This window comes from Thermobifida cellulosilytica TB100 (assembly GCF_001517975.1).
GTDB lineage: Bacteria > Actinomycetota > Actinomycetes > Streptosporangiales > Streptosporangiaceae > Thermobifida > Thermobifida cellulosilytica.
Window position 1 is genome coordinate 250,295 of the sequence record NZ_KQ950182.1, and the last position, 19,798, is coordinate 270,092.

The 19,798-nt window shown below is 74.5% G+C and carries 15 protein-coding genes; 6 read left to right on the forward strand and 9 right to left on the reverse strand.

Features of this window, described 5'->3' with window-relative positions:
- Window positions 1-292: 292 nt before the first annotated feature.
- Together AC529_RS11275 and AC529_RS11280 are read right to left on the reverse strand one after the other, a co-directional pair.
- The gene (locus AC529_RS11275; protein ID WP_068756375.1) at window positions 293-2,854 is read right to left on the reverse strand and encodes an NACHT domain-containing protein; all 2,562 of its coding nucleotides are present in this window, start codon (window positions 2,852-2,854) and stop codon (window positions 293-295) included.
- 780 nt (window positions 2,855-3,634) lie between these two features.
- A complete protein-coding gene (locus AC529_RS11280) occupies window positions 3,635-4,273 on the reverse strand; it encodes an OB-fold-containig protein (RefSeq protein WP_068756377.1) in 639 nt (212 codons plus the stop codon).
- A 531-nt stretch (window positions 4,274-4,804) separates the two neighbouring features.
- On the opposite strand from AC529_RS11280, the gene AC529_RS11285 reads away from it, so the two are divergent.
- Entirely contained in the window at window positions 4,805-6,229 is a 1,425-nt protein-coding gene (locus AC529_RS11285) for an MFS transporter (RefSeq protein ID WP_068756379.1), read from the forward strand.
- Window positions 6,230-6,242: 13 nt separating this feature from the next.
- The gene (locus AC529_RS11290; RefSeq protein WP_068756381.1) at window positions 6,243-6,806 is read left to right on the forward strand and encodes a TetR/AcrR family transcriptional regulator; all 564 of its coding nucleotides are present in this window, start codon (window positions 6,243-6,245) and stop codon (window positions 6,804-6,806) included.
- 39 nt (window positions 6,807-6,845) lie between these two features.
- Here the strand turns inward: AC529_RS11290 and AC529_RS11295 are convergent, their stop codons facing one another.
- Window positions 6,846-8,210 carry an FAD-binding oxidoreductase gene (locus tag AC529_RS11295; RefSeq protein WP_068756903.1) on the reverse strand — a complete coding sequence of 455 codons (1,365 nt, stop codon included), beginning with the start codon at window positions 8,208-8,210 and terminating at the stop codon, window positions 6,846-6,848.
- A gap of 94 nt (window positions 8,211-8,304) precedes the next feature.
- Between AC529_RS11295 and AC529_RS11300 the strand changes: the two genes are divergently transcribed.
- Both AC529_RS11300 and AC529_RS11305 read left to right on the forward strand, forming a co-directional pair.
- Complete coding sequence (locus AC529_RS11300) at window positions 8,305-9,258, forward strand: helix-turn-helix transcriptional regulator (protein WP_068756905.1); 954 nt, start codon at window positions 8,305-8,307, stop codon at window positions 9,256-9,258.
- Between the two features lie 185 nt (window positions 9,259-9,443).
- The gene (locus tag AC529_RS11305) at window positions 9,444-10,124 is read left to right on the forward strand and encodes a type 1 glutamine amidotransferase domain-containing protein (protein WP_068756383.1); all 681 of its coding nucleotides are present in this window, start codon (window positions 9,444-9,446) and stop codon (window positions 10,122-10,124) included.
- On the opposite strand, the gene AC529_RS11310 is transcribed toward AC529_RS11305, so the two are convergent.
- From AC529_RS11310 to AC529_RS11325, 4 genes are read right to left on the reverse strand one after another with little or no spacing between them, the layout of a single operon-like run.
- Window positions 10,125-11,018 carry a LysR family transcriptional regulator gene (locus AC529_RS11310; RefSeq protein ID WP_068756907.1) on the reverse strand — a complete coding sequence of 298 codons (894 nt, stop codon included), beginning with the start codon at window positions 11,016-11,018 and terminating at the stop codon, window positions 10,125-10,127.
- Window positions 11,019-11,078: 60 nt separating this feature from the next.
- Entirely contained in the window at window positions 11,079-11,717 is a 639-nt protein-coding gene (locus AC529_RS11315; protein WP_068756385.1) for a LutC/YkgG family protein, read from the reverse strand.
- Window positions 11,714-13,144: a lactate utilization protein B gene (locus tag AC529_RS11320; RefSeq protein ID WP_068756386.1), complete on the reverse strand. Its 1,431-nt coding sequence runs from the start codon at window positions 13,142-13,144 to the stop codon at window positions 11,714-11,716. The genes AC529_RS11315 and AC529_RS11320 overlap by 4 nt, the downstream gene beginning before the upstream one ends.
- Window positions 13,141-13,878, reverse strand: coding sequence for a (Fe-S)-binding protein (locus AC529_RS11325; protein ID WP_068756388.1), 738 nt, complete (start codon window positions 13,876-13,878; stop codon window positions 13,141-13,143). Before AC529_RS11325 ends, AC529_RS11320 begins: the two co-directional genes overlap by 4 nt.
- Window positions 13,879-14,362: 484 nt before the next feature.
- Between AC529_RS11325 and AC529_RS11330 the strand changes: the two genes are divergently transcribed.
- Together AC529_RS11330 and metX are read left to right on the forward strand one after the other, a co-directional pair.
- Complete coding sequence (locus AC529_RS11330; RefSeq protein WP_068756390.1) at window positions 14,363-15,697, forward strand: bifunctional o-acetylhomoserine/o-acetylserine sulfhydrylase; 1,335 nt, start codon at window positions 14,363-14,365, stop codon at window positions 15,695-15,697.
- Window positions 15,694-16,833: a homoserine O-acetyltransferase MetX gene (gene metX / locus AC529_RS11335; RefSeq protein ID WP_068756392.1), complete on the forward strand. Its 1,140-nt coding sequence runs from the start codon at window positions 15,694-15,696 to the stop codon at window positions 16,831-16,833. The genes AC529_RS11330 and metX overlap by 4 nt, the downstream gene beginning before the upstream one ends.
- A 31-nt stretch (window positions 16,834-16,864) precedes the next feature.
- On the opposite strand, the gene AC529_RS11340 is transcribed toward metX, so the two are convergent.
- A complete protein-coding gene (locus AC529_RS11340; protein WP_068756394.1) occupies window positions 16,865-19,450 on the reverse strand; it encodes a P-type ATPase actuator domain-containing protein in 2,586 nt (861 codons plus the stop codon).
- A gap of 199 nt (window positions 19,451-19,649) precedes the next feature.
- Window positions 19,650-19,798: peptidylprolyl isomerase (locus AC529_RS11345; protein ID WP_198156395.1), on the reverse strand; the 149-nt coding region annotated here is incomplete at its 5' end.

The following is a 19,798-nucleotide window of genomic DNA, read 5'->3' on the forward strand; positions in this document are numbered from 1 at the left end:
CCGCGCCTGCGGGGATGGTCCCGACACTGGGGGGAGAGCCCCTCACCTCCCCGGATGCTCCCCGCTGCTGCGGGGGTGGTCCCCTCCCTGCTCCTGCGGGGTGATCCGGACAGCCGACAGGGTGTCGGGACAGACCTGCTGCTCCCCGCTGCTGCGGGGATGGCCCGTGCCCACGGACGGGGGGCGCGGGCCGCCTTCGTTTTTCCGGGGCTTGGGCCCCGGGCCTGGCGGGATCCGGGCGGTGTGCTGCGGTTGCGTGCGCGGGGGCCGACGGTCCCGGTCGTGTGCGGGGTCAGTGCTGGACCGGGGCGGGGGAGCCGCTGTCAGGGGCGGGGAAGGCGTGCGGGGCCGGTTCGGTGCGGGCGAGGTGGTCCTGGAGTTCGGCGTGGCGGAACTGGTAGACGGGGCCGACCGCGCGCAGCAGGCCGAGGCGGTGGGCGTCGTCGAGGAAGCCCATCAGGTTGCGGGGCAGGCGGCCCTGTAGGGCGAGGAGGTGGGTGGCGACCAGGTAGGCGGGCCAGGCGTTGGTGCTGCTGGCGGCAAGCCCGATGACGAGGCCGATCGGGATTCCGAGAACGGCCGTGAACAGGAATCCTCCGTAGAGGAGGTCGAGCACGGAGCCGTAGTGGGGCCAGCCGAGGAGCGCGAGCCCGAAGCCGATGGTGGCTCCGGTTCCGAGCCCGTTGAGGACGATTCCGGTGAGGGTGAGTCGGCGGTCGGCCTTCCAGGAGAACACGGGGGTGACCGCCTGTTCCCTGGGGAGCGGCGTCTTCAGCCACGACAGGAACTTGAGTGTGATCCCGACCAAGGGGCCGACGGTGAGCCCGACGTCGAGTCCGGAGACGAGTCCGCCCTCAAGCCAGTAGACGATCCCGTCTTCGGGCATGGTGATCCAGTCCGCGATTCCGGTCGCGAGGCCGAGCGTGAGCCCGACCGCGAACCCGCCGACCAGCCCGGCGGCGAGCCCGACAGCAAGATGGCGCAGGAGCTTGCCGATGCGTCCGGGGACCCGGAAGCTGGCCAGGCTCGGTGTGGCGGTGAGCCCGGCCCTGAAGCCGCCGGTGAACCTGTTCAACAGCCCGCCCGCGAGCCCTCCCGTGAGCCCGGCGACGAAGCTTTCCGTGAGCCCGTCCACGACTCCGCCCACAAACCCGATGGTGATCCCGCTGACCAGCCCGGCCGCGAGGTAGCGGAGGAGTTTTCGGGCGCCTTCGGTGGGTCGGAAGCCGATCAGGCCCGGACGGGCGATGAGCTTGTCCCTGAACCCGTACGTGAGTCCGAACACGGTCCCGTACGTCAGCCCGAACACGAGCTCGCTCATGAGCCCGAAGACGAAGATTTCCATGAAGCCGAATACGAGCCCGTACGTGATTCCGTAGGTGATCCCGTACATGGTTCCGGTCGCGGGCCCGGCCATGAGCCCGACGACGAACCCTCCCGTGAGCCCGAACACGACCCCGGTGGTGCTCCCGTTGACGAGCCAGGACACGAGCCCGGCCAGGACTCCGACCGCGATGCCGAGGGTGATTCCGACGGTGTGGTGGTTGAGGGTGTGGCGGGCCAGGTGCCACCAGGCGAAGTCCCTGCTGCCGGTGCGGCCGTCGGTGGCGGGGAGTCGGTCGAGGTGGTGGGCGAGGTGGGCCAGCCAGGTGCGGACCCTGTCCGGGTGGTAGCGGCGGCGTGGGCGGAACAGCTCGTTGGGGTTGCGGCTGGGGGGTCGTTGTTCGATGAGGGCGGGGATGAGGGCGTCGAAGAGGTGGCCGCGTAAGGCTTCGGCGGTGGTGAAGACGGTGCGGACCAGCCACAGGCCCAGCGGAGTGGAGACGGTCTCGGTCAGAGCCTGCACCTGCGGCGTGGTGGACGCCTCCGCGGTGCGCAGGGCCTCCAACACCTGCGTCCAGGCGGGTTTGGGCTGCGGCGGCAGGCAGGTGCGTAGGTGGTCGGCTGCGGTCTCCGCGGTGAGGGGTTCGGGTTCGATGACGGCGGCGGAGGTGAGGACGTCCTGGGCTTCCTCCACCGTGGCGGCGTAGGCGTCGGTCCGGCAGGTGAGGACGAGCTGGTCGCTGTCGTCCAGCGACCGGTTGAGCGCGGTGAGGACCCCGATCCGGGCAGGCTCGGGGAGCTCGTCCAGCCCGTCGAGCACCGGGAGGACGTGGTTCTTGGCGGCCAGTGCACGGGGCAGGTCGGGGCCGAGCTCGGGGAAGCGCAGCGCCGGGTAGTCCCGGGCGAGGTGGGCGGCCAGCCAGTCGTGGAACGAGGAGTCCGACGTGCGGGGGGTCCAGTCGGCCACCGACAGCAGCACGGGGACGGGTTCGTCGGGGGTGCGGGTGTCGATGAGGTGGCGGACCAGTTGCACGGCCAGGGTGGTCTTGCCCGATCCGGGGCCGCCCAGGACGACCAGGCGGCGGCGGGGCAGCGCGCGGAAGGCGTCGGCCAACTGCCCGATCCGGTCGCTCTGCCCGTCGAGCGTGAGCACGCCCCCGCTGGCGATGTTGTCGGGGTGGTCCATCAGCGCCGACTGCTGGGTGAGCTTCCACCGCACCGGGATGGGACGCGGGTCGTTGAGGGAGCGCAGCTTCGCCTCGGTGCTCCACTGCTCGGCGACCAGGTCGGCCAGGATGCCCTTGGCGTAGGCGACGACGTCGGTCTTCGACGGCCGCCGGTACAGGCTCCGGTGCTTGCTCCGCCATTCCAGCAGCCAGAAGGCGACGGGCGCGGCGGCGAGCAGGACGGACGCCAGTTGCGACACGTTCGCCGTGAGCTCCAGGGTGTCCACCAGACCAGGCGAGAGATCGCCCTTTCCGACGGAGAGAAAGGCGCCGACCAGGAACAGCAGGGCCGCCAGGGCCAGCATGCCCAAAGTGAAGACGACGGAATGTCACCAAGGTCTTCTGCCACCTGACATGTCAGACATTCTCCCATTGCTGTGTTGCTCCCCTGTTGTGGCTTTTGTGGGGCGCGGGCGGATAAGGCTGGCCGGTTTTGGCTGGGAATGGCCAGCACGGGGACGGTGCGGGAGAGCGGCTGCCGGGGCGGCCAGGTGTCTGGACGACAGGTGGCGGCGAGGGGCGGCGAGACTGCGGGACTGTGGGCGTTCCCCGGCGGCCGGATGCGGGTTCGCGGGCTTTCGGAGGCGAATGAAGTGAATAAAAATGCCCGGAGCACTGATAAATCCCCAGGTCGCTAAGCATGTTCCTCGCACATGCGGGGGGAGTGGTTCTGTGTGGCGTCGACGGTTTCTGTTTGTTTCGGCCGGGAGGCCCGGCAGCCTTGAGCGCCGTTCCGGTGCCTGAGGGGTTGTCGGCTTTCCGCAGCGCTTCACCGTCGGGGAATCCGCCCCTCATTCCCCCGGCGCTCCGCCGCCTGGGAACCCGGCGGCCGACAGTCCCTCCCGCGCCCGTGGGACGGTCAAGGCTGCCGCGCCTCGCGGCCGAATCAGGGAGATGGTGAATCGCCTTCATCAGCCCCGGCCGGGCCACGGACCTGAACCTCCGGTGCCGCTTCGCCGTCTTCTATGGCCCCGGGGACAGAACAAGCAGGTGTTCTGCCCCCAGGGCCATAGGGGTGCCGGGACATGCGGTGGTCTGCTCGGGCGTGCCTGCGGGCTGGGGCACGCGGCCTCCGACCGGGCGGTTCAGGGGGCGGGGCGGTTGGGGTCGAGGTCGGTGGGGTGGCCGGGGACCCAGAAGAACGAGCCCTCGGGGTCGTGGTCGACGATCAGTGCGGTGCTGCCGGCGGTGAGGGACTCCTCGCCGGTCTGGCGCACCTGGATGAGTGCGCTGGAGCCGTCGGCGGCGGTGACCTCGGCCTGGCCGAAGTCGGTGCTGACGTGGCCGGTGCGGATCACGCAGAGGCGGCCGACGAAGTCGTGCCGGGAGGGGGCGCGGCCGCCGGGCCGTAAGCGCCGCCGCGCCGTCGCGAGGAGGCCGACCACGGCCCAGGCGCAGGCCAGGGCGACGGCGAGGACGACGAGACCCAGCACGAGGACCAGCGGGATGGGCAGGACCAGGTCGTCCAGGAGGGTGACGCCGCCGAGGGAGACGAGCCACGCGACGGTGATCATGACCGAGAGCGACACGGTGGCCGGGATTCCTCCGACGCCGACGGCGGACAGGGCGTCGGTGAGGCCGCCTCCGGCTTCGGCGTCGCCGTCGAGCGCGTCGACCCCCAGGACGCCGAGGACGACGAGGCACCAGTAGCCGACGACCACGACCAGGGAGAAGCTGAACAGGACGGCGGGGAACCCGAGGGCGGCTGCAAGGAAGTCGCTCATACGGTCGCAACCCCTTCCGCGTGTCCGTGGTTCCGCGGGCCGAAGCGGCTGGTCAGGGAGCCGCTGTGCCGGAACCTAGTCGAGGACGCCGGACGGTGGCAACGCTGTGTCCGAAAACGGTCACCGTCCGGTCCGGTGTCGATCGGGCCGGACCGGACGGCATTGCGCGCCCGCGAAACGTCACTGCGTCGGCCGCGGTGACGGTCTTGCGTCCGGTTCGATGTGCCGGACGGACCCCCGGTTCCCTGATTGCGTGAAAAATCCGAAAAAACCAGTTTCGTGACATTTGTGGCGGCCGGGCGTCGAGGTCGGCCCGCCTCCCCCGCGGTTCCTCCGGTTGTCCGTTCCGTCTCTCCGGCCGCCGCTCCGGGCGGGCTCGGCGTTCCGGTCCCGGAGTGCCGCCCGGGGCCGTGACCAGCGCGAAGGGGGACCCGGCCGCTGTTTGCCGAACGGCGCTCGGCTAGGATCCGGCAGGGTGAACGCTTGTTTACCCCTGTTGGGCGTGTTCCCCCGAGGCCGAAGGGAGCCCATGTGACCGCACCCTCCGCCCGCTCTGGCCGCCACCCCCGCCTCCTCGTCGCCGCGATGGCCTTCGCCGGCGTGGTCACCGCGGTCATGCAGACCCTCGTCGTGCCGCTGCTGCCCACCTTCATCGCGGACCTGCACACCACCCACGAGACGGTGAGCTGGGTCGTCACCGCCTCCCTGATCGCCGGAGCCGTGTCCACCCCGGTCCTCGGCCGCCTCGGCGACATGTACGGCAGGCGGGAGGTGATGGTCGGCGCGCTGGTCTGCCTCATGGCGGGCTCCCTGGTGGGCGCCCTGAGCAGCCACGTCCTCGCCCTCGTCGTCAGCCGCGCCTTCCAGGGGGTCGCGCTCGCCGTGGTGCCGCTGGGCATCGGCATCCTGCGCGACGTGCTGCCCCCCGAACGGGCGGCGTCCTCCTCGGCGCTGATGAGCACCACGATGGGCGTGGGCGCGGCCGTCGGCGTCCCGCTGACCTCGCTGATCGCCCGCTACGCCGACTGGCACGCGGTGTTCTGGATGAGCGGCGGCCTCGGCCTGCTCGCCCTGCTCCTGGTGCTGGCGCTCGTCCCCCGCACCGAGACGCGCCCCGGCGGACGCTTCGACGCGCCGGGCACCCTCGGCCTCGTCGTCGCCCTCGTCTGCTTCCTCGTCGCGGTGTCCCGCGGCAACACGTGGGGGTGGACCTCCCCGGCGGTGCTCGGCCTGTTCGCCGCGTCCCTGGCCGTCGGCGCGGTCTGGGCCTACCACGAGACGCGCGTGCCCGACCCCATCGTGCAGTTGCGCAGCATGGCCAACCCCGCCGTGCTGCTGACCAACCTGTCCACCCTGCTGATCGGGTTCTCCTTCTTCGCCAACTCCCTGGTCACCTCGCAACTGGTGCAGGAGCCGGTCGAGACCGGCTACGGCCTGGGGCTCTCCGTCCTCGCCGGAGGGCTGTGCATGCTGCCCGCCTCCGTCACCATGCTGCTGTTCTCCCCGGTCGCGGCGCGGATCGCCGCCGCGCGCGGCCCCAAGCTCCCGGTCGTGTGCGGCATCGTGCTCATGGTCGTCGGCTACATGCTGCGGCTGTTCACCAGCGAGAACCTGGTCCTGATCATCGTGGGGGCCGCGATCGTGGGCATCGGCACGGCCTTCCCCTACTCCACGCTGCCCGCCCTGCTCATGCAGCACGTGCCCCGGGCGCAGACCGGCGCCGCCAACGGCGTCAACGTCCTCATGCGCGCCGTGGGGCAGGCGGTGTGCAGCGCCGTCGTGGCCGCCGTGCTCGCCGGGATGACCGTCGAGGTCGGCGGGACGACCGCGCCCGCCTTCGAGGCGTACCTCACCACCTTCTTCCTCGCGGGCTGTGTGGCGGTGGGCGCGCTCCTCGTCGTCCTTCCGGTGCGCGACCGCGGCTCCGGTATACAGAAGAACCCCCAGCAGTCGTGACCGGGAGCCACGGGTGAGCCACAGCAGCGACCAGCAGACAGCGGAGTCGAGCAGGACGGCGATCCTGCTGGCGGCGCGCCGCGCCTTCGCGCTGCACCCCTACGCCGAGGTGACCATCCGCGCCATCGCCGCCGACGCGGGCGTCAGCGCCGCCCTGGTCATCAAGCACTTCGGCACCAAGGAGCATCTGCTGCGCGCCTCCGCGGACTTCGCCGGGGCCGCGCAGCTTCTGCTGGAGGCGCCCGTGGAGCGGCTCGGCGAGCACATGGTGCGCACCCTGCTCGACCTGCGTGAACGCAACGGGGCCGACCCGCTGCTGCGCGCGGTCTTCTCCAGCGCCGCGCGGGACGAGCGCGCCGTGGTGCGGGAGTACTTCCACACCCAGGTCACCGACGCGGTGGCGGACCGCCTGAGCGGCCCCGACGCCCGCCTGCGCGCGGAGCTCGTCGTCGCCCACCTGCTCGGCCTGGGCGCCACCCTCAACATCCACTACCGGGCCCTCGGGCGCGCGGTCGACGCCGAGCGGCTCGTGGCGCTGTACGCGCCGGGCGTGCAGCGCCTGCTCACCCCGGGCTGACCCCGGGCGCGGCCCGTCCCGCCGCGCCCGGGATCAGCGCTACCCGGCGAGCGGGATGCGGTGGTTGGGGCGGAGCAGCTCGTGCGGGTCGTAGCGGGCCCTGAGCCGGGTGAGCCGCGCGTAGTCGGCGGGCGCGAACGCCGAGCGGACCTCGTCTTCGTCGAGCGGCCAGTAGGAGAAGTTGAGCGAGCGGCCCAGCGCGGCGTCGGCGAGCGGGGCGAGGGCGGCGCGGTGGGCTTCGCGGGCCGCCTCCTGCTGCCCGTCCTCCAGCGGGGAGAGGACCGTCACCGAGTAGCCGGCGTCCCGGTGGCCCACGGCTGCGGGGATGCGCGGCGGCCGCGCCAGCGCGCCGCCCAGGTGCCGGATGCCGACCACGGTCACCACCGGCGCCGAGGAGGAGAAGGCGGCATCGGCCAGCCCGGCCAGGGCCTGCGGGTCCAGGTCGCGCACCAGCAGGTTGCGGGAGCGGTAGGCGTGCGGTTCCTCGGGTTCGGCGAACACCGTGCCGGACTCGGTGTAGGGCAGGTCGCGCAGCGTGTCGCGCAGCACCGGGCCGAGGGCGCGCAGCGGCTCCACCAGGCGGCGGCCCTCCTGCTCGGAGCCGAGGTAGGCGATCTGGACCTGGGCGACCCGGCGCCCGCGCAGCGCTTCGGGCAGCACCGGCAGGTCCGGGTAGGTCAGGGCGGTCACCGCCGAGGTCATCTCCTCGGGCAGGCCGGCGGTCCAGCGGTGCCAGCCGTCCAGCAGGTCGGGGGCCTGCGCCGCGTCGAAGAGCAGGTGGCCGCCGTAGATCCGGGAGACCGGCACCAGGTCGATCTCCATGCCGGTGACCACGCCGAAGTTGCCCCCGCCGCCGCGCAGCGCCCAGAACAGGTCGGGTTCGGACTCGGCGGCGACCTGATACAGCCGCGCGTCCGGGGTGACCAGGTCGAACCGGCGCACGTGGTCGCAGGCGAAGCCGTAGCGCCGGGCCAGCAGGCCCACGCCGCCGCCCAGGGTGTAGGGGACCGCGCCCACGCCGGGGAAGCTGCCCGACAGGGGCGCCAGGCCGTGCGGCGCGGCCGCCTCGACCACGTCCCGCCAGGCCGCGCCCGCCTCGACCCACGCGGTGCGGGCCTGCGGGTCGACCCGCACCGCGCTCATGCGGCGCGTGCTGACCAGCACGCCCTCGGCGGGGGCGGTGCGGCCGTGCCCGCGGGCCTGCACCGCCAGCGGGCAGCGGTGCGCGGCGGCGGCCTCGACCGCGGCGCGCACGTCCTCCGCGCAGGTCGCGGCCACGACCACCGAGGGCCGGTGGGGGTCGAGGAGCTGGAAGCCGGCGCGCGCCTCGTCGTATCCGTCCGCACCGGACGGGTACACCCGGCCGCGCACCCGTGCGGTGAGTTGCTGCACCAGATCGGTCATGCGGCTCACCCTAGAAGCCGTTGAGGACGCAACCTGTCCTCAAGGACTGCCAGTCTGGTTTTCCGTGATCGAGAAGGGATCGGCGCGCCGGGACATGCCCGGGCGCCTGCTGCGTCTGCTGTCGCTGTTGCAGGGGCGGCGCGAGTGGTCGGGCGCCGAGCTCGCCGAGCGGCTCGGCGTCAGCACGCGCACCGTGCGCCGCGACGTCGACCGGCTGCGGGCGCTCGACTACCCGGTGGAGAGCGCCCCCGGCACCGCGGGCGGCTACCGCCTGGTGGCCGGACGCGACCTGCCGCCGCTGCTGCTCGACGACGAGGAGGCGGTCGCCGTCGCACTCGGCCTGGTCCTGGCGGGCGGCAGCGGCGTCGCCGGGCTGGAGGAGACCGCGGTGCGGGCGCTGGCCAAGCTGGAGCGGGTCCTGCCCGCCCGGCTGCGCCCCCGGCTGGCGGCCCTCGGCGGCAGCGCCGACGCCGTTCCGGCGCGCGGCGCGCCCCGCGTCGATCCCGCCGTGCTGGCCGTGCTCGCCGCGTGCTGCCGCGACACCAGGACGGTGGCGTTCGACTACCGCGACCGCCGCGGGACCGGCAGCGCGCGCCGCGTCGAACCGCTCCGGCTGGTCGCGTTCGGAGGCCGGTGGTACCTGGTCGCCTACGATCCCGCCCGGGAGGACTGGCGGAGCTTCCGCGTCGACCGGATCACCGGGCCCCGGCCCTCGCACGACCGCTTCTGCCCGCGCCCGCTGCCCGCCCCGGACGCGGTCGCCTACCTCACCCGGTCGTTCGCCGCCGCCAGGTACCGCCACACCGCCCGCCTGGAGGTCGCCCTGGGGGCCGACGCGGTGCGGTCCCGGCTGTTCGCGCACGTCCCGGGGGAGATCGAGCCGCGGGGGCCGCGCGCGTGCGCCGTCCGGCTCAGCGCGGAGTCGGCCGAGCTGGTCGCCCAGTACGTCGCCGCGATCGCGGTGCTGGACGCCGACGTCGCCGTGGTGGACGCCTCCGAGGAGGTCGGGACCCTGCTGCGAGGGCTGGGGGAGCGGCTGGTGCGGTGAGCGGCACCGGACCCCGGCGTGTGGCGCACGTCACTTTCACGCCGGGGGTGGGATCGTCCTGCGGCGATGGGCCCTCCTATGGCCGCCCCTCACCGTTCCTCTTGGGCGCGGGGCGGCGCCGCCGTCTACCTTCGGGGCGACAGCGGACCGCAGTGTCCCCCGCAGCGGACGAAGGAGAGACGACGATGCCGACCTCCCGGCGCATCCTGCTCGCCCTGACCAGCCACGACCACCTCGTCGACGTGCACACCCCCACCGGCTACTACGTCGCGGAGGCCGCGCACCCCTGGGAGGTGTTCCGCAGAGCCGGGTACGAGGTCTCCTTCGTGTCGGTCCGGGGCGGCCGGCCGCCCGAGACCGGCTACGACCCCGCCGACCCGGTGCAGCGGGCGTACCGCGAGGACCCCGACGTGGCCGCGGCGCTCGCCGACACGCCCACCGCCGCCGACCTCGACCCCGCCGACTACGCGGCCGTGTACTTCGTCGGCGGCCACGGCACCATGTGGGACTTCCCGCACGCCGCCGACCTGGCCGCGCTGGCCCGCGACGTCTACGAGGCGGGCGGCGTGGTCGCGGCGGTCTGCCACGGTCCGGCCGCGCTGGTCGGCCTCACCCTGTCCGACGGCCGCCCGCTCGTGGCGGGCAAGGCGTTCGCCTCCTTCACCAACGAGGAGGAGGAGCACGTCGGCCTCGCCGAGGTCGTGCCGTTCCTGCTCCAGGACAGGCTGACGGAGCTGGGCGGCGTCCACGTCAGGGCGCCCAAGTTCCAGCCGTGCGTCGTGGTCAACGAGCGGCTGGTCACCGGGCAGAACCCGGCCTCGGCGGCCGGGGTGGCCGAGGCCGTGGTCAAACTGCTCGCCTCCTGACTAGCGCCCGCCCACCTCGGCCAGCAGCCGCTCGTGCACCGCGCGCACGTGCGGCAGGGCCAGCGCGCCCGCCCGCACGGCCAGGTACACGGTGTTGAGCGGCGGCAGCTCGGGCCGGTGCAGCACGGCCAGCTCGCCGCGGGCCAGCGCCCCGGCGACGAGATAGTCGGGCAGCACGCTGACGCCCGCCCCGGCGGCGACCACCGCCAGCACGGCGCGCAGGTCCGGCACCACGACGGCGGCCCGCATGGGCGGGCGCCGCTCGAAGACGGTCAGCCAGTAGCGGCGGACGATCGGCAGCTCCTCGGCGTAGGCGACGACGGGGACGTCGTCCAGCGCCGCACCGCCGTCCGCCGCCACGTCCCCGGGCAGCCGGTCCACCCAGTCGGGGTGGCCCACCAGCAGGAACTCCTCGTCCACCAGGGGAGTGGCCGCCACCCCGCGCCGCCGCGGCGGCACGGTGCACAGCACCAGGTCGTGGCGGCCCGCGAGCAGGCCGTCCACCAGCGGCTCCGGCAGGCCCGCACTGACCCGCAGCCGCAGCCCGTCGGCCACCAGCGGGGCGAGCGCGGGCAGGACGCGCTCGGCGAGCAGCTCGGCCGGGCCGCCGAGGTGGACCGGCTGCTCGAACGGCGCCCGCCCCCGCAGCTCGGACTCGACGACCGCGGCGAGCCCGTCCAGGTGCGGGGCGAGCTGCCGGGCCAGGTGGTCGGCCGGGCCGGTGGGGCTCACCCCGCCCGGGTGGCGGACGAAGAGCTGCCTGCCCAGCGTGCGCTCCAGCGTCCGGATCTGCGCGGTCACGGTCGGCTGGGACACGCCCAGCGCGGCGGCGGCCCTGGTGAACGAGCCCGTGCGGTGGACGGTGAGGAACGTGCGCAGCAGTTCGAGGTTCACCCGCACCCCTGACGATCCCGACGCTGTGGGTCCTTCCGGGCGCGCAGGATAGCCGCGCCGTCAGGCCCCCGTGCCGGGGGAGGAGACGATGAGCACCTCCAGGGTGCGGGGGCCGTGCACGCCCTCCACCCGGTTGAGCTCGATGTCGCTGGTGGCCGAGGGGCCGCTGATCCAGGTGAGCGGGCGGACGGGCGACAGCCGCGCCACCGCGTCGGGCACGTCCGCGACGATCCGGGCGGCGTCCACCACGCACAGGTGGTAGTCGGGCACCAGGGTCAGCGCCCGCCGCCCCTGGGCCGCGCCCCCGTCCAGCACGATCGTGCCGGTCGCGGCGACGGCCACCGCGCAGCCGGTGACCACGCCGTCCACCGCGTCCAGCGCGGCCGGGTCGAGTCCGTCGTCGGCCACCAGCTCCGCCTCGCAGCGGCTCGTCCACTCCTCGGGCAGGTCGGCGGGCACCACCACGCGCCCGGCCCCGCGCCGCCGCAGCGCCGCTGCGACCGCCTCGGGCAGGTCGGCGGCGCCGACCCGCACCGGGCGGGCCCGGTAGTGCTCCAGCCGGTCCGCGAACAGGTCGACCAGTCCGTCCGTCGCGGCCCGGCCGGGCGGCACCGCGACCGGGGCGGGCTCCTCGTCGCGCGGCACGTCGGCCAGTGCCGCCCGCACCCTGGCCAGGATGCGCTCCCGTGACCGGTTCACCGTCCGTCCTCCTTCTCGCGCCGCGCCCACCAGTCCCGGAACGGCTCGGCCGGGATCTCGGGGAGGTCGCGGGTGTCGGTCCAGGCCGCCGCGGGCCCCAGCGGCAGCCGCCGCGGCACCAGCGACCGCACCGCCCCCGCCGCGCGCTGCGCCCAGGCGAGGCGGCGCTCGTCGCCCAGCGTCCAGGACGCGGCGGCCAGCAGCGCGCGCTCGCCCGGACGGCCGCCCTGCTCGACCACCCGTTCGCGCAGGTGGACGAGGACCTCGGGGATGTCGATGGCCACCGGGCACACCTCGAAGCAGGCGCCGCACAGCGACGACGCGTACGGCAGCGCCGCGTCCGCCTCCGAGGCGGTGCCGCGCAACTGCGGGGTGAGGATCGCGCCGATCGGCCCCGGGTAGACCGAGCCGTAGGCGTGGCCGCCCGCCCGCTCGTAGACGGGGCACACGTTCAGGCAGGCCGAGCAGCGGATGCAGCGCAGCGTCTGGCGGCCCACCGCGTCGGCGAGCACGTCGGTGCGCCCGTTGTCCAGCAGCACCAGGTGGAACTCGCGGGGGCCGTCGCCGGGCGCGACCCCGGTCCACATCGAGGTGTAGGGGTTCATGCGCTCGCCGGTGGAGGAGCGCGGCAGCAGGCGCAGGAACACCTCCAGGTCCCGCCAGGTGGGCACCAGCTTCTCGATGCCCACCACGGAGATCAGCGTCTCGGGCAGGGTCAGGCACATCCGGCCGTTGCCCTCCGACTCCAGCACCACCAGGGTGCCGGTCTCGGCGACCGCGAAGTTCGCGCCGGACACCGCCACCTTCGCGGTGAGGAAGCGTTCGCGCAGGTGGCGGCGGGCGGCCTCGGCGAGGGCGCGCGGGTCGTCGGTGAGGTCCGCGGGTGCGGGCCGCCCCCAGTCGGCCATGGCGCGCAGGAAGATCTCGCGGATCTCGGCGCGGTTGCGGTGGATGGCGGGCACCAGGATGTGGGAGGGGCGGTCCTCGGCCAGTTGCACGATGAGCTCGGCCAGGTCGGTCTCGTAGGCGGTGATCCCGGCCTCGGCGAGCGCCTCGTTGAGGCCGATCTCCTGGGTGGCCATCGACTTGACCTTGACCACCTCGCGGTGGCCGGTGGCGCGCACCAGCTCGGTGACCACGGCGTTGGCCTCGGCGGCGTCCACGGCCCAGTGCACGTGCCCGCCCGCGGCGGTGACCGCCTCCTCCAACTGCTCCAGGTAGCGGTCCAGGTGGCGCAGGGTGCGGTCCTTGATCGCCGCGCCCGCGGCGCGCAGCGCCTCCCAGTCGTCGACCTCCGCCACGGCCCGGCCGCGGGTGCGGCGGATGGTGCGGGTGGCCCGGTGCAGGTTGTGCCGGAGCTGGGCGTCGGCGACGGCGGCCTCGGCGGCTTTCGGGAACGGGGGCATCCCCAGGAAGGTCCGGCTCACCGGACGGCCTCCTTCTCGGTCGAGGCGAGGATCTCCGCCAGGTGCATGACGCGCATGCCCGAGCGCTGCCGCCGCAGGACGCCGCCGATGTGCATGAGGCAGGAGTTGTCGACGGCGCACAGCACCTCCGCGCCGGTCGCGGCGGCGTTGCGGGCCTTGTCCCAGCCCATCGCCGCGGACACGGCCGGGTTCTTCACCGCGAAGGTGCCGCCGAAGCCGCAGCACTCCTCGGCGTCGGGCAGCTCCACCAGCTCCAGGCCGCGCACCGCGCGCAGCAGGCGCAGCGGGCGGTCGCCCAGGCCGAGCAGGCGCATGCCGTGGCAGGTGGGGTGGTAGGCGACCCGGTGCGGGAAGTAGGCGCCCACGTCGGTGACGCCGAGGACGTCCACCAGCAGTTCGGACAGGTCGAGCACGCGGGGCGCCACCTCGGCGGCGGCGCGGCCCAGGCGGCTGCCGGCCGGGGCCAGCCTGGGGTAGTTGTCGCGGACCATGGCCGCGCACGACCCGGACGGGGCGAGGACCACGTCGTGGTCGGCGAAGGTCTCCACGAACCGCACGGCCAGCCGCTGGGCGTCGCGGCGGTAGCCGGTGTTGTAGTGCATCTGCCCGCAGCAGGTCTGCCCGGCCGGGAACACCACCTCGTGGCCCAGCCGCTCCAGCAGGCGCACGACGGCCTGGCCGGTGCGCGGGAACAGGGTGTCGTTCACGCAGGTCACGAACAGGGCGATCCGCATGGTGCCTCTCGGTTTCGGGCGGGTGGAGATCCCAGGTGATCCCACCGGTTCACTCGGGTCAACGCTAGCCGGAGCGGGGGCCGGTGAGGGGGTCGCGCGCCGGGAGGTCGCGGAGTGGCGATGGACACTTCTGGACAAAAGGGGCATCCCTGGTGGGCCGGTGTGTGGAAAAGACCGATACGCTTGGAGAATGCTGCACCGTCCGAAATATGAGACTCCTGGACGGGATGGTGAGACAGCAGTTAACCTCGTTGGCATGGTTGAGCTCGTCTCGCGTCGCCACGTCGACTACGCACGCGTGAACAGCATGCTCTGTCCCGGCATGCGCTGATCCGACGACGCCTTCTCCGCCGGAGTCCGCACCGCCCGGCGCGCTGTCAACCATTCGCCTTTCCCCGGACCGCCGACCGCGCTCGGCCCTGTCCGCCTGCACACAGGCCTGCTTTCCGATCCAATCCCACCAGTGCGTTCTGACAGGAGCACCATGACCGCCGAAGACACCACGCCCGAGTCCGCCGCCAACCCCGGAGAGTGGTCGTTCGAGACCAAGCAGATCCACGCCGGGGCCGCCCCCGACCCGGCCACCAACGCGCGGGCCACCCCGATCTACCAGACCACCTCCTACGTCTTCCGGGACACCCAGCACGGTGCCGACCTGTTCAGCCTGGCCGAGCCCGGCAACATCTACACCCGTATCATGAACCCCACCCAGGACGTGCTGGAGCAGCGGCTGGCCGCCCTGGAGGGCGGGGTCGCCGCGGTTGCGTTCGCGTCCGGCTCGGCGGCGCTCACCGCGGCCGTCCTCAACCTGGTGGGCGCGGGCGACCACCTCGTCACCAGCCCGTCGCTGTACGGCGGCACCTACAACCTGTTCCACTACACGCTGCCCAAGCTCGGCGTCGAGGTCACCTTCATCGAGGACCAGGACGACATCGACGAGTGGCGCGCCGCGGTCCGCCCGAACACCAAGCTGTTCTTCGCCGAGACCCTGCCCAACCCGGCCAACAACGTGCTCGACGTGCGCGCCGTGGCCGACGCCGCCCACGAGGCCGGGGTGCCGCTCGTGGTCGACAACACCGTGCCCACCCCCTACCTGCTGCGGCCCATCGAGCACGGCGCCGACATCGTGGTCCACTCCGCCACCAAGTTCCTCGGCGGCCACGGCACCACCATCGCGGGCATCGTGGTGGACGGCGGCACCTTCGACTTCGGCGCCCACGGCGACCGCTTCCCCGGCTTCGTCCAGCCCGACCCCAGCTACCACGGCCTGAAGTACTGGGAGGCGCTGGGCCCGGGCGCCTACGCGGCCAAGCTGCGCGTCCAACTGCTGCGCGACACCGGCGCGGCGATCTCGCCGTTCAACAGCTTCCTGATCATCCAGGGCATCGAGACGCTGTCGCTGCGCATGGAGCGGCACGTCGCCAACGCCCAGGCGCTCGCCGAGTGGCTGGAGTCCCGCGACGAGGTGGAGAAGGTCTACTACCCGGGCCTGCCCTCCAGCCCCTACTACGAGGCGGCCAAGAAGTACCTGCCCAAGGGCGCGGGCGCGATCGTCTCCTTCGAGCTGCGCGGCGGCGTCGAGGCCGGACGCGCCCTGGTGGACGGCACCGAGCTGTTCAGCCAGCTCGTCAACATCGGTGACGTGCGCAGCCTCATCGTCCACCCCGCCAGCACCACCCACAGCCAGCTCAGCCCCGAAGAGCAGCTCGCCAGCGGGGTCACCCCCGGCCTCGTCCGGCTGTCCGTGGGCCTGGAGCACGTCGACGACCTGCGCGCGGACCTGGAGGCCGGGCTGCGCGCGGCCAAGGCGTACCAGTGAGCCAAGGCGGCACCGGTCCCCTTCCCGCCACCGGCGCGTGGCGGGAGGGGGACCCCCCGGGGGACCGGCGCTGGGCCGTACTCGACGAGCCGCTGCCCCTGGAGAGCGGCGGCGAGCTGCCCGGCGTCCGGCTGGCGTACGAGACATGGGGGAGTCTCAACGCCGACCGCTCCAACGCGGTCCTCGTGCTGCACGCCCTGACCGGCGACAGCCACGTGGTGGGGCCGGAAGGCCCCGGCCATCCCAGTCCCGGCTGGTGGGAGGGCATCATCGGCCCCGGCCTGCCGCTGGACACCAACCGGTACTTCGTGGTCGCCCCCAACGTGCTGGGCGGCTGCCAGGGCAGTACCGGCCCGTCGTCGACCGCTCCCGACGGCAGGCCGTGGGGCTCCCGCTTCCCACGGATCACCATCCGCGACACCGTCCGTGCCGAACTCGTGCTGCTGCGCGAGTTCGGCATCGACGCGTGGGCCGCGGTCCTCGGCGGCTCCATGGGCGGCATGCGCGCCCTGGAGTGGGCGGCCTCCCACCCCGAGCAGGTCCGCCGCCTGCTGCTGCTGGCCAGCCCTGCGGCCAGCTCCGCACAGCAGATCGCGTGGGCCGCGCCGCAGTTGCACGCCGTCCGGTCCGACCCGCACTGGCACGGCGGCGACTACTACGACCGGCCCGGCCCCGGACCGGTCGCCGGGATGGGGATCGCCCGCCGCATCGCGCACATCACCTACCGGGGAGCCACCGAGTTCGACGCGCGGTTCGGCCGGGCCGCGCAGGACGGCGAGGACCCGATGGGCGACGGCCGCTTCGCGGTCGAGTCCTACCTGGACCACCACGCGGCCAAACTGGCCCGCCGCTTCGACGCGGGCAGCTACGTGGTGCTCACCCAGGCCATGAACACCCACGACGTGGGCCGGGGCCGGGGCGGGGTCGCCGCGGCGCTGCGCCGCGTCACCGCCCGCACCCTGGTCGGCGGGGTCAGCAGCGACCACCTGTACCCGCTGGCCCAGCAACAGGAGCTGGCCGAGGGCATCCCCGGCGCCGACCGGGTCCGCGTCATCGAGTCGGAGGCGGGCCACGACGGCTTCCTCACCGAGATCGACCAGGTGTCGATCCTCATCAAGGAGCTCCTCGCGAGCTGACACCGGACCGTGCCGCCGCGCGGCGGCACGGTCACCCGGCCTCCCGCCCCTCCCGGACCACCTTGTGCACCGTGTCCGCGGCCAGCACCGCCGGGACCACGCACGCGACCGCGGGCCAGACGAACCCCGGCGGGACCGTGCCGTCCAGCAGTCCGGCCAGGACCGGCACGGCCAGGCACGCCCACAGCAGCAGGAGCTGCACGGCCAGCGCGCCCGGCAGCAGCGGGTTGCCCCGCCAGGGCGCGGCGTCGAACGGCCGGGTCTCGCTGCGGCAGGCCAGCAGGGTGGCGGCCCGCCCCAGCACGACCGTGGCGAAGGCCGCCCCCGACGCCTGCGCCAGCAGCAGGGGAGCGGGCGTGCGCCCCCACTGCCAGCCGCCGACCCACAGCACCGTCCCGAACGCCAGCAGCACGACGGCCGCCGCCACCGTGCCCAGCATTCCGGCGGCCCGGACGGCCAGCGGCCGGTCCAGCAGGGGCGGCACGGAGGGCTCCCGGCCGCGCGCGGCATGCCGCTCGGGCGGCTCCGAACCCAGGGCCAGCGCCGGGAGCAGGTCGAGGACCGCCGTGGCGGCCAGGACCTGGAACAGCCCCAGCGCGGGCGGCACCGCGCCGCCGGTCAGCGCCCACACCAGCAGCGGCGCGGCCACGGCCACCGAACCGGCCAGCCGGTAGGCCAGGATCCGGCGGAGCCCGGCGCGCGCCGCGCGCCCCAGCTCCACCGCCTCGGCCAGCCCGGCCAGGCCGTCGTCGAGGAGGACGAGGTCGGCGGCGTCCCGGGCGGCGTCCGTCCCCGAGACGCCCGCCGCCACGCCGACGTCGGCGCGGCGCAGCGCGGCGGCGTCGGCCGGACCCCCGCCGCTGGTTGCGACGGTGTGCCCGCGGTGTTGCAGGGCCACGGTCACGCGCCGCCGGTCCTCGGGGGAGGCCCGGGCGACCACCGCCCCGTCGCGGTCCAGCAGCTCCCCGATCCCGCGCAGGTCGTCGGGGAGCTGCGCGCCGGTGAGGACCGGTGCGCCGGACCGGGCCAGCCCCGCCGCGCGGGCCGCGGCCTGGGCGGCGCGCGGCTCCTCGCCCGTCACCAGCACCATCCGCAGGCCCGCCCGGCGGCAGCGGGCCACCGCCGCTCGCGTGTCGGCGCGCGGCGCATCAGCCAGGCCGACCAGGCCGAGCAGGGTGAGGTCGCGCTCGGCGTCGTCGGCGCGCTCCGGCGGGGCGGTGAGGTCGCGGCGGGCCACGGCCAGCACCCGCAGGCCGCGCTCGGCCATGTCGGCGAGGGCGGCCCCGGCCCCCGGTGCGGCGCGGCAGCGCGGCAGCACGGCCTCGGGGGCGCCCTTGACGTGGACCGCCCCCTGGGCGAACGCCGAGGCGCGGCGGCGGTACGGGTCGAACGGGTGGCGCGTCTCCACCGCGGACAGGGACACGTCCGCTCCGGCGCGGGCGGCCAGCACGTGGCAGGCGGCCTCCACGGGGTCGCCCACCGGCTGCCAGCGGCCGTCGGCGTGGCAGAAGCCGCCGCCGGAGCACAGCGCGGCGGACAGGGCCAGGTCGCTCGCCGCGGCCACGGCGGGGGCGTCGCCGACCAGCCCGCCGTCGGGCGCCCAGCCCTCCCCGGTGACGCGCACGAAGCCCTGCGGCGTCCACACCTCGGCCGGGGCCGGTGCGCCGCCGGTGAGCACGGCCCGGTGGACGCACAGGACCGTCACCGCGCCGAGCTGTTCGACGGCCTCGGTGCGGCGGGCCGCCGCACCGGCGCGCGCGATCCGCCGCGCGCACCGGGCCAGGCTGAGGTGGGCGGCGGGCCGCAGGCCCAGCGGCACCAGGGCCACGGCCAGGGCCGTGCACGGCAGGAAGGACTCGGCGGGCGGGACGCCCAGCGCGGACAGGACCAGGAAGAGCAGCAGGCAGGCCCCCGCCGCCGCGCCCGCGGCGAACGCGGTCAGGTCGCGCAGGTCCCCCGTCAGCGGACCGGAGGGCGGGCGGGCCTGGCGGAACGGGGAGGCGTCCTGGCCGATCCGGGTGCGCGGCCCGGTGGCGGCGACGATCCCCTCTCCTGATCCGGCGACGACGTGGGTGCCGGCGAAGACGGTGTCGCCGTCGCCGGGGTGCGCCACCGTGCGCCGCCCGGTCAGCGGGGTCTCGTCCACGGCCAGCCCGTGCGCCTCGGTGAGGCGCAGGTCGGCGGGGACGCGGTCGCCCGCGGCCAGCAGGACCACGTCGTTGACGACCAGTTCGGCGGCCGGGACGCGCACGAGCCGGCCGTCGCGGACCGCGGTGGCCGTCGCGGGCAGGCGGGCCAGGATCCGCCGTCCGGTCAGGTCGGCCCAGTAGTCCTGGACGAACGCGAGGCAGCCGCTCACCGCGACCACGGCGGCGACGGCCAGGGCCGCCCCCGGCAGGCCGCCGACGAGCGCGAGCGCTGCCGCGCTCCACAGCAGCAGGGCGAAGACGTGCGTGAACTCCCCGGCCAGCAGCAGGAAGGGCAGGGTGCGCCAGGGGCCGGGCGGCAGGTTGCGGCCGTTGCGGCGCAGCCGTTCGGCGGCCTCGGCGCCGGTGAGGCCGCCGTGGACGGGGACGGGGCGGCCCCGCCGGGGGTCAGCGCCCGTGCCGTGCGCCATCGCCGCAGCGGTGCGCGCCCGCCGTGCCGCCGGATCGGAAACGGCCTCCCAGAACCGCCATCGCGGACCTCCCCGTCGCCGGTGCCGTCATGACCCTCCGCGGCTCGGCCGCGGGACACCTCCACTACCCGGATCGTGCGCGGCTATCCGGGGCGGGCGGCGGGGGAGGCGCTGCGGGAGGGCGTGCCGCCGGGCGGGGTCAGTCCCCGGAGCGGTGGATGGTCACCGACTCCAGGACGACGTCCTCGACCGGGCGGTCGGCCCCGTCGGTGGGCACCTGCGAGATCTGCACGGCCACGTCGAGGCTGGCGGAGTCGGCGACCTCCCCGAAGATGGTGTGCTTGCCGT

Bases quoted from the DNA above. Each gene is read 5' to 3' on its own strand.
- AC529_RS11325 (WP_068756388.1), bottom strand. From the start codon at position 13,878: ATGCGGATCGCCCTGTTCGTGACCTGCGTGAACGACACCCTGTTCCCG.
- AC529_RS11275 (WP_068756375.1), bottom strand. From the start codon at position 2,854: ATGCTGGCCCTGGCGGCCCTGCTGTTCCTGGTCGGCGCCTTTCTCTCC.
- AC529_RS11295 (WP_068756903.1), bottom strand. From the start codon at position 8,210: ATGACCGATCTGGTGCAGCAACTCACCGCACGGGTGCGCGGCCGGGTG.
- AC529_RS11330 (WP_068756390.1), top strand. From the start codon at position 14,363: ATGACCGCCGAAGACACCACGCCCGAGTCCGCCGCCAACCCCGGAGAG.
- AC529_RS11340 (WP_068756394.1), bottom strand. From the start codon at position 19,450: ATGGCGCACGGCACGGGCGCTGACCCCCGGCGGGGCCGCCCCGTCCCC.
- AC529_RS11280 (WP_068756377.1), bottom strand. From the start codon at position 4,273: ATGAGCGACTTCCTTGCAGCCGCCCTCGGGTTCCCCGCCGTCCTGTTC.
- AC529_RS11305 (WP_068756383.1), top strand. From the start codon at position 9,444: ATGCCGACCTCCCGGCGCATCCTGCTCGCCCTGACCAGCCACGACCAC.
- AC529_RS11300 (WP_068756905.1), top strand. From the start codon at position 8,305: ATGCCCGGGCGCCTGCTGCGTCTGCTGTCGCTGTTGCAGGGGCGGCGC.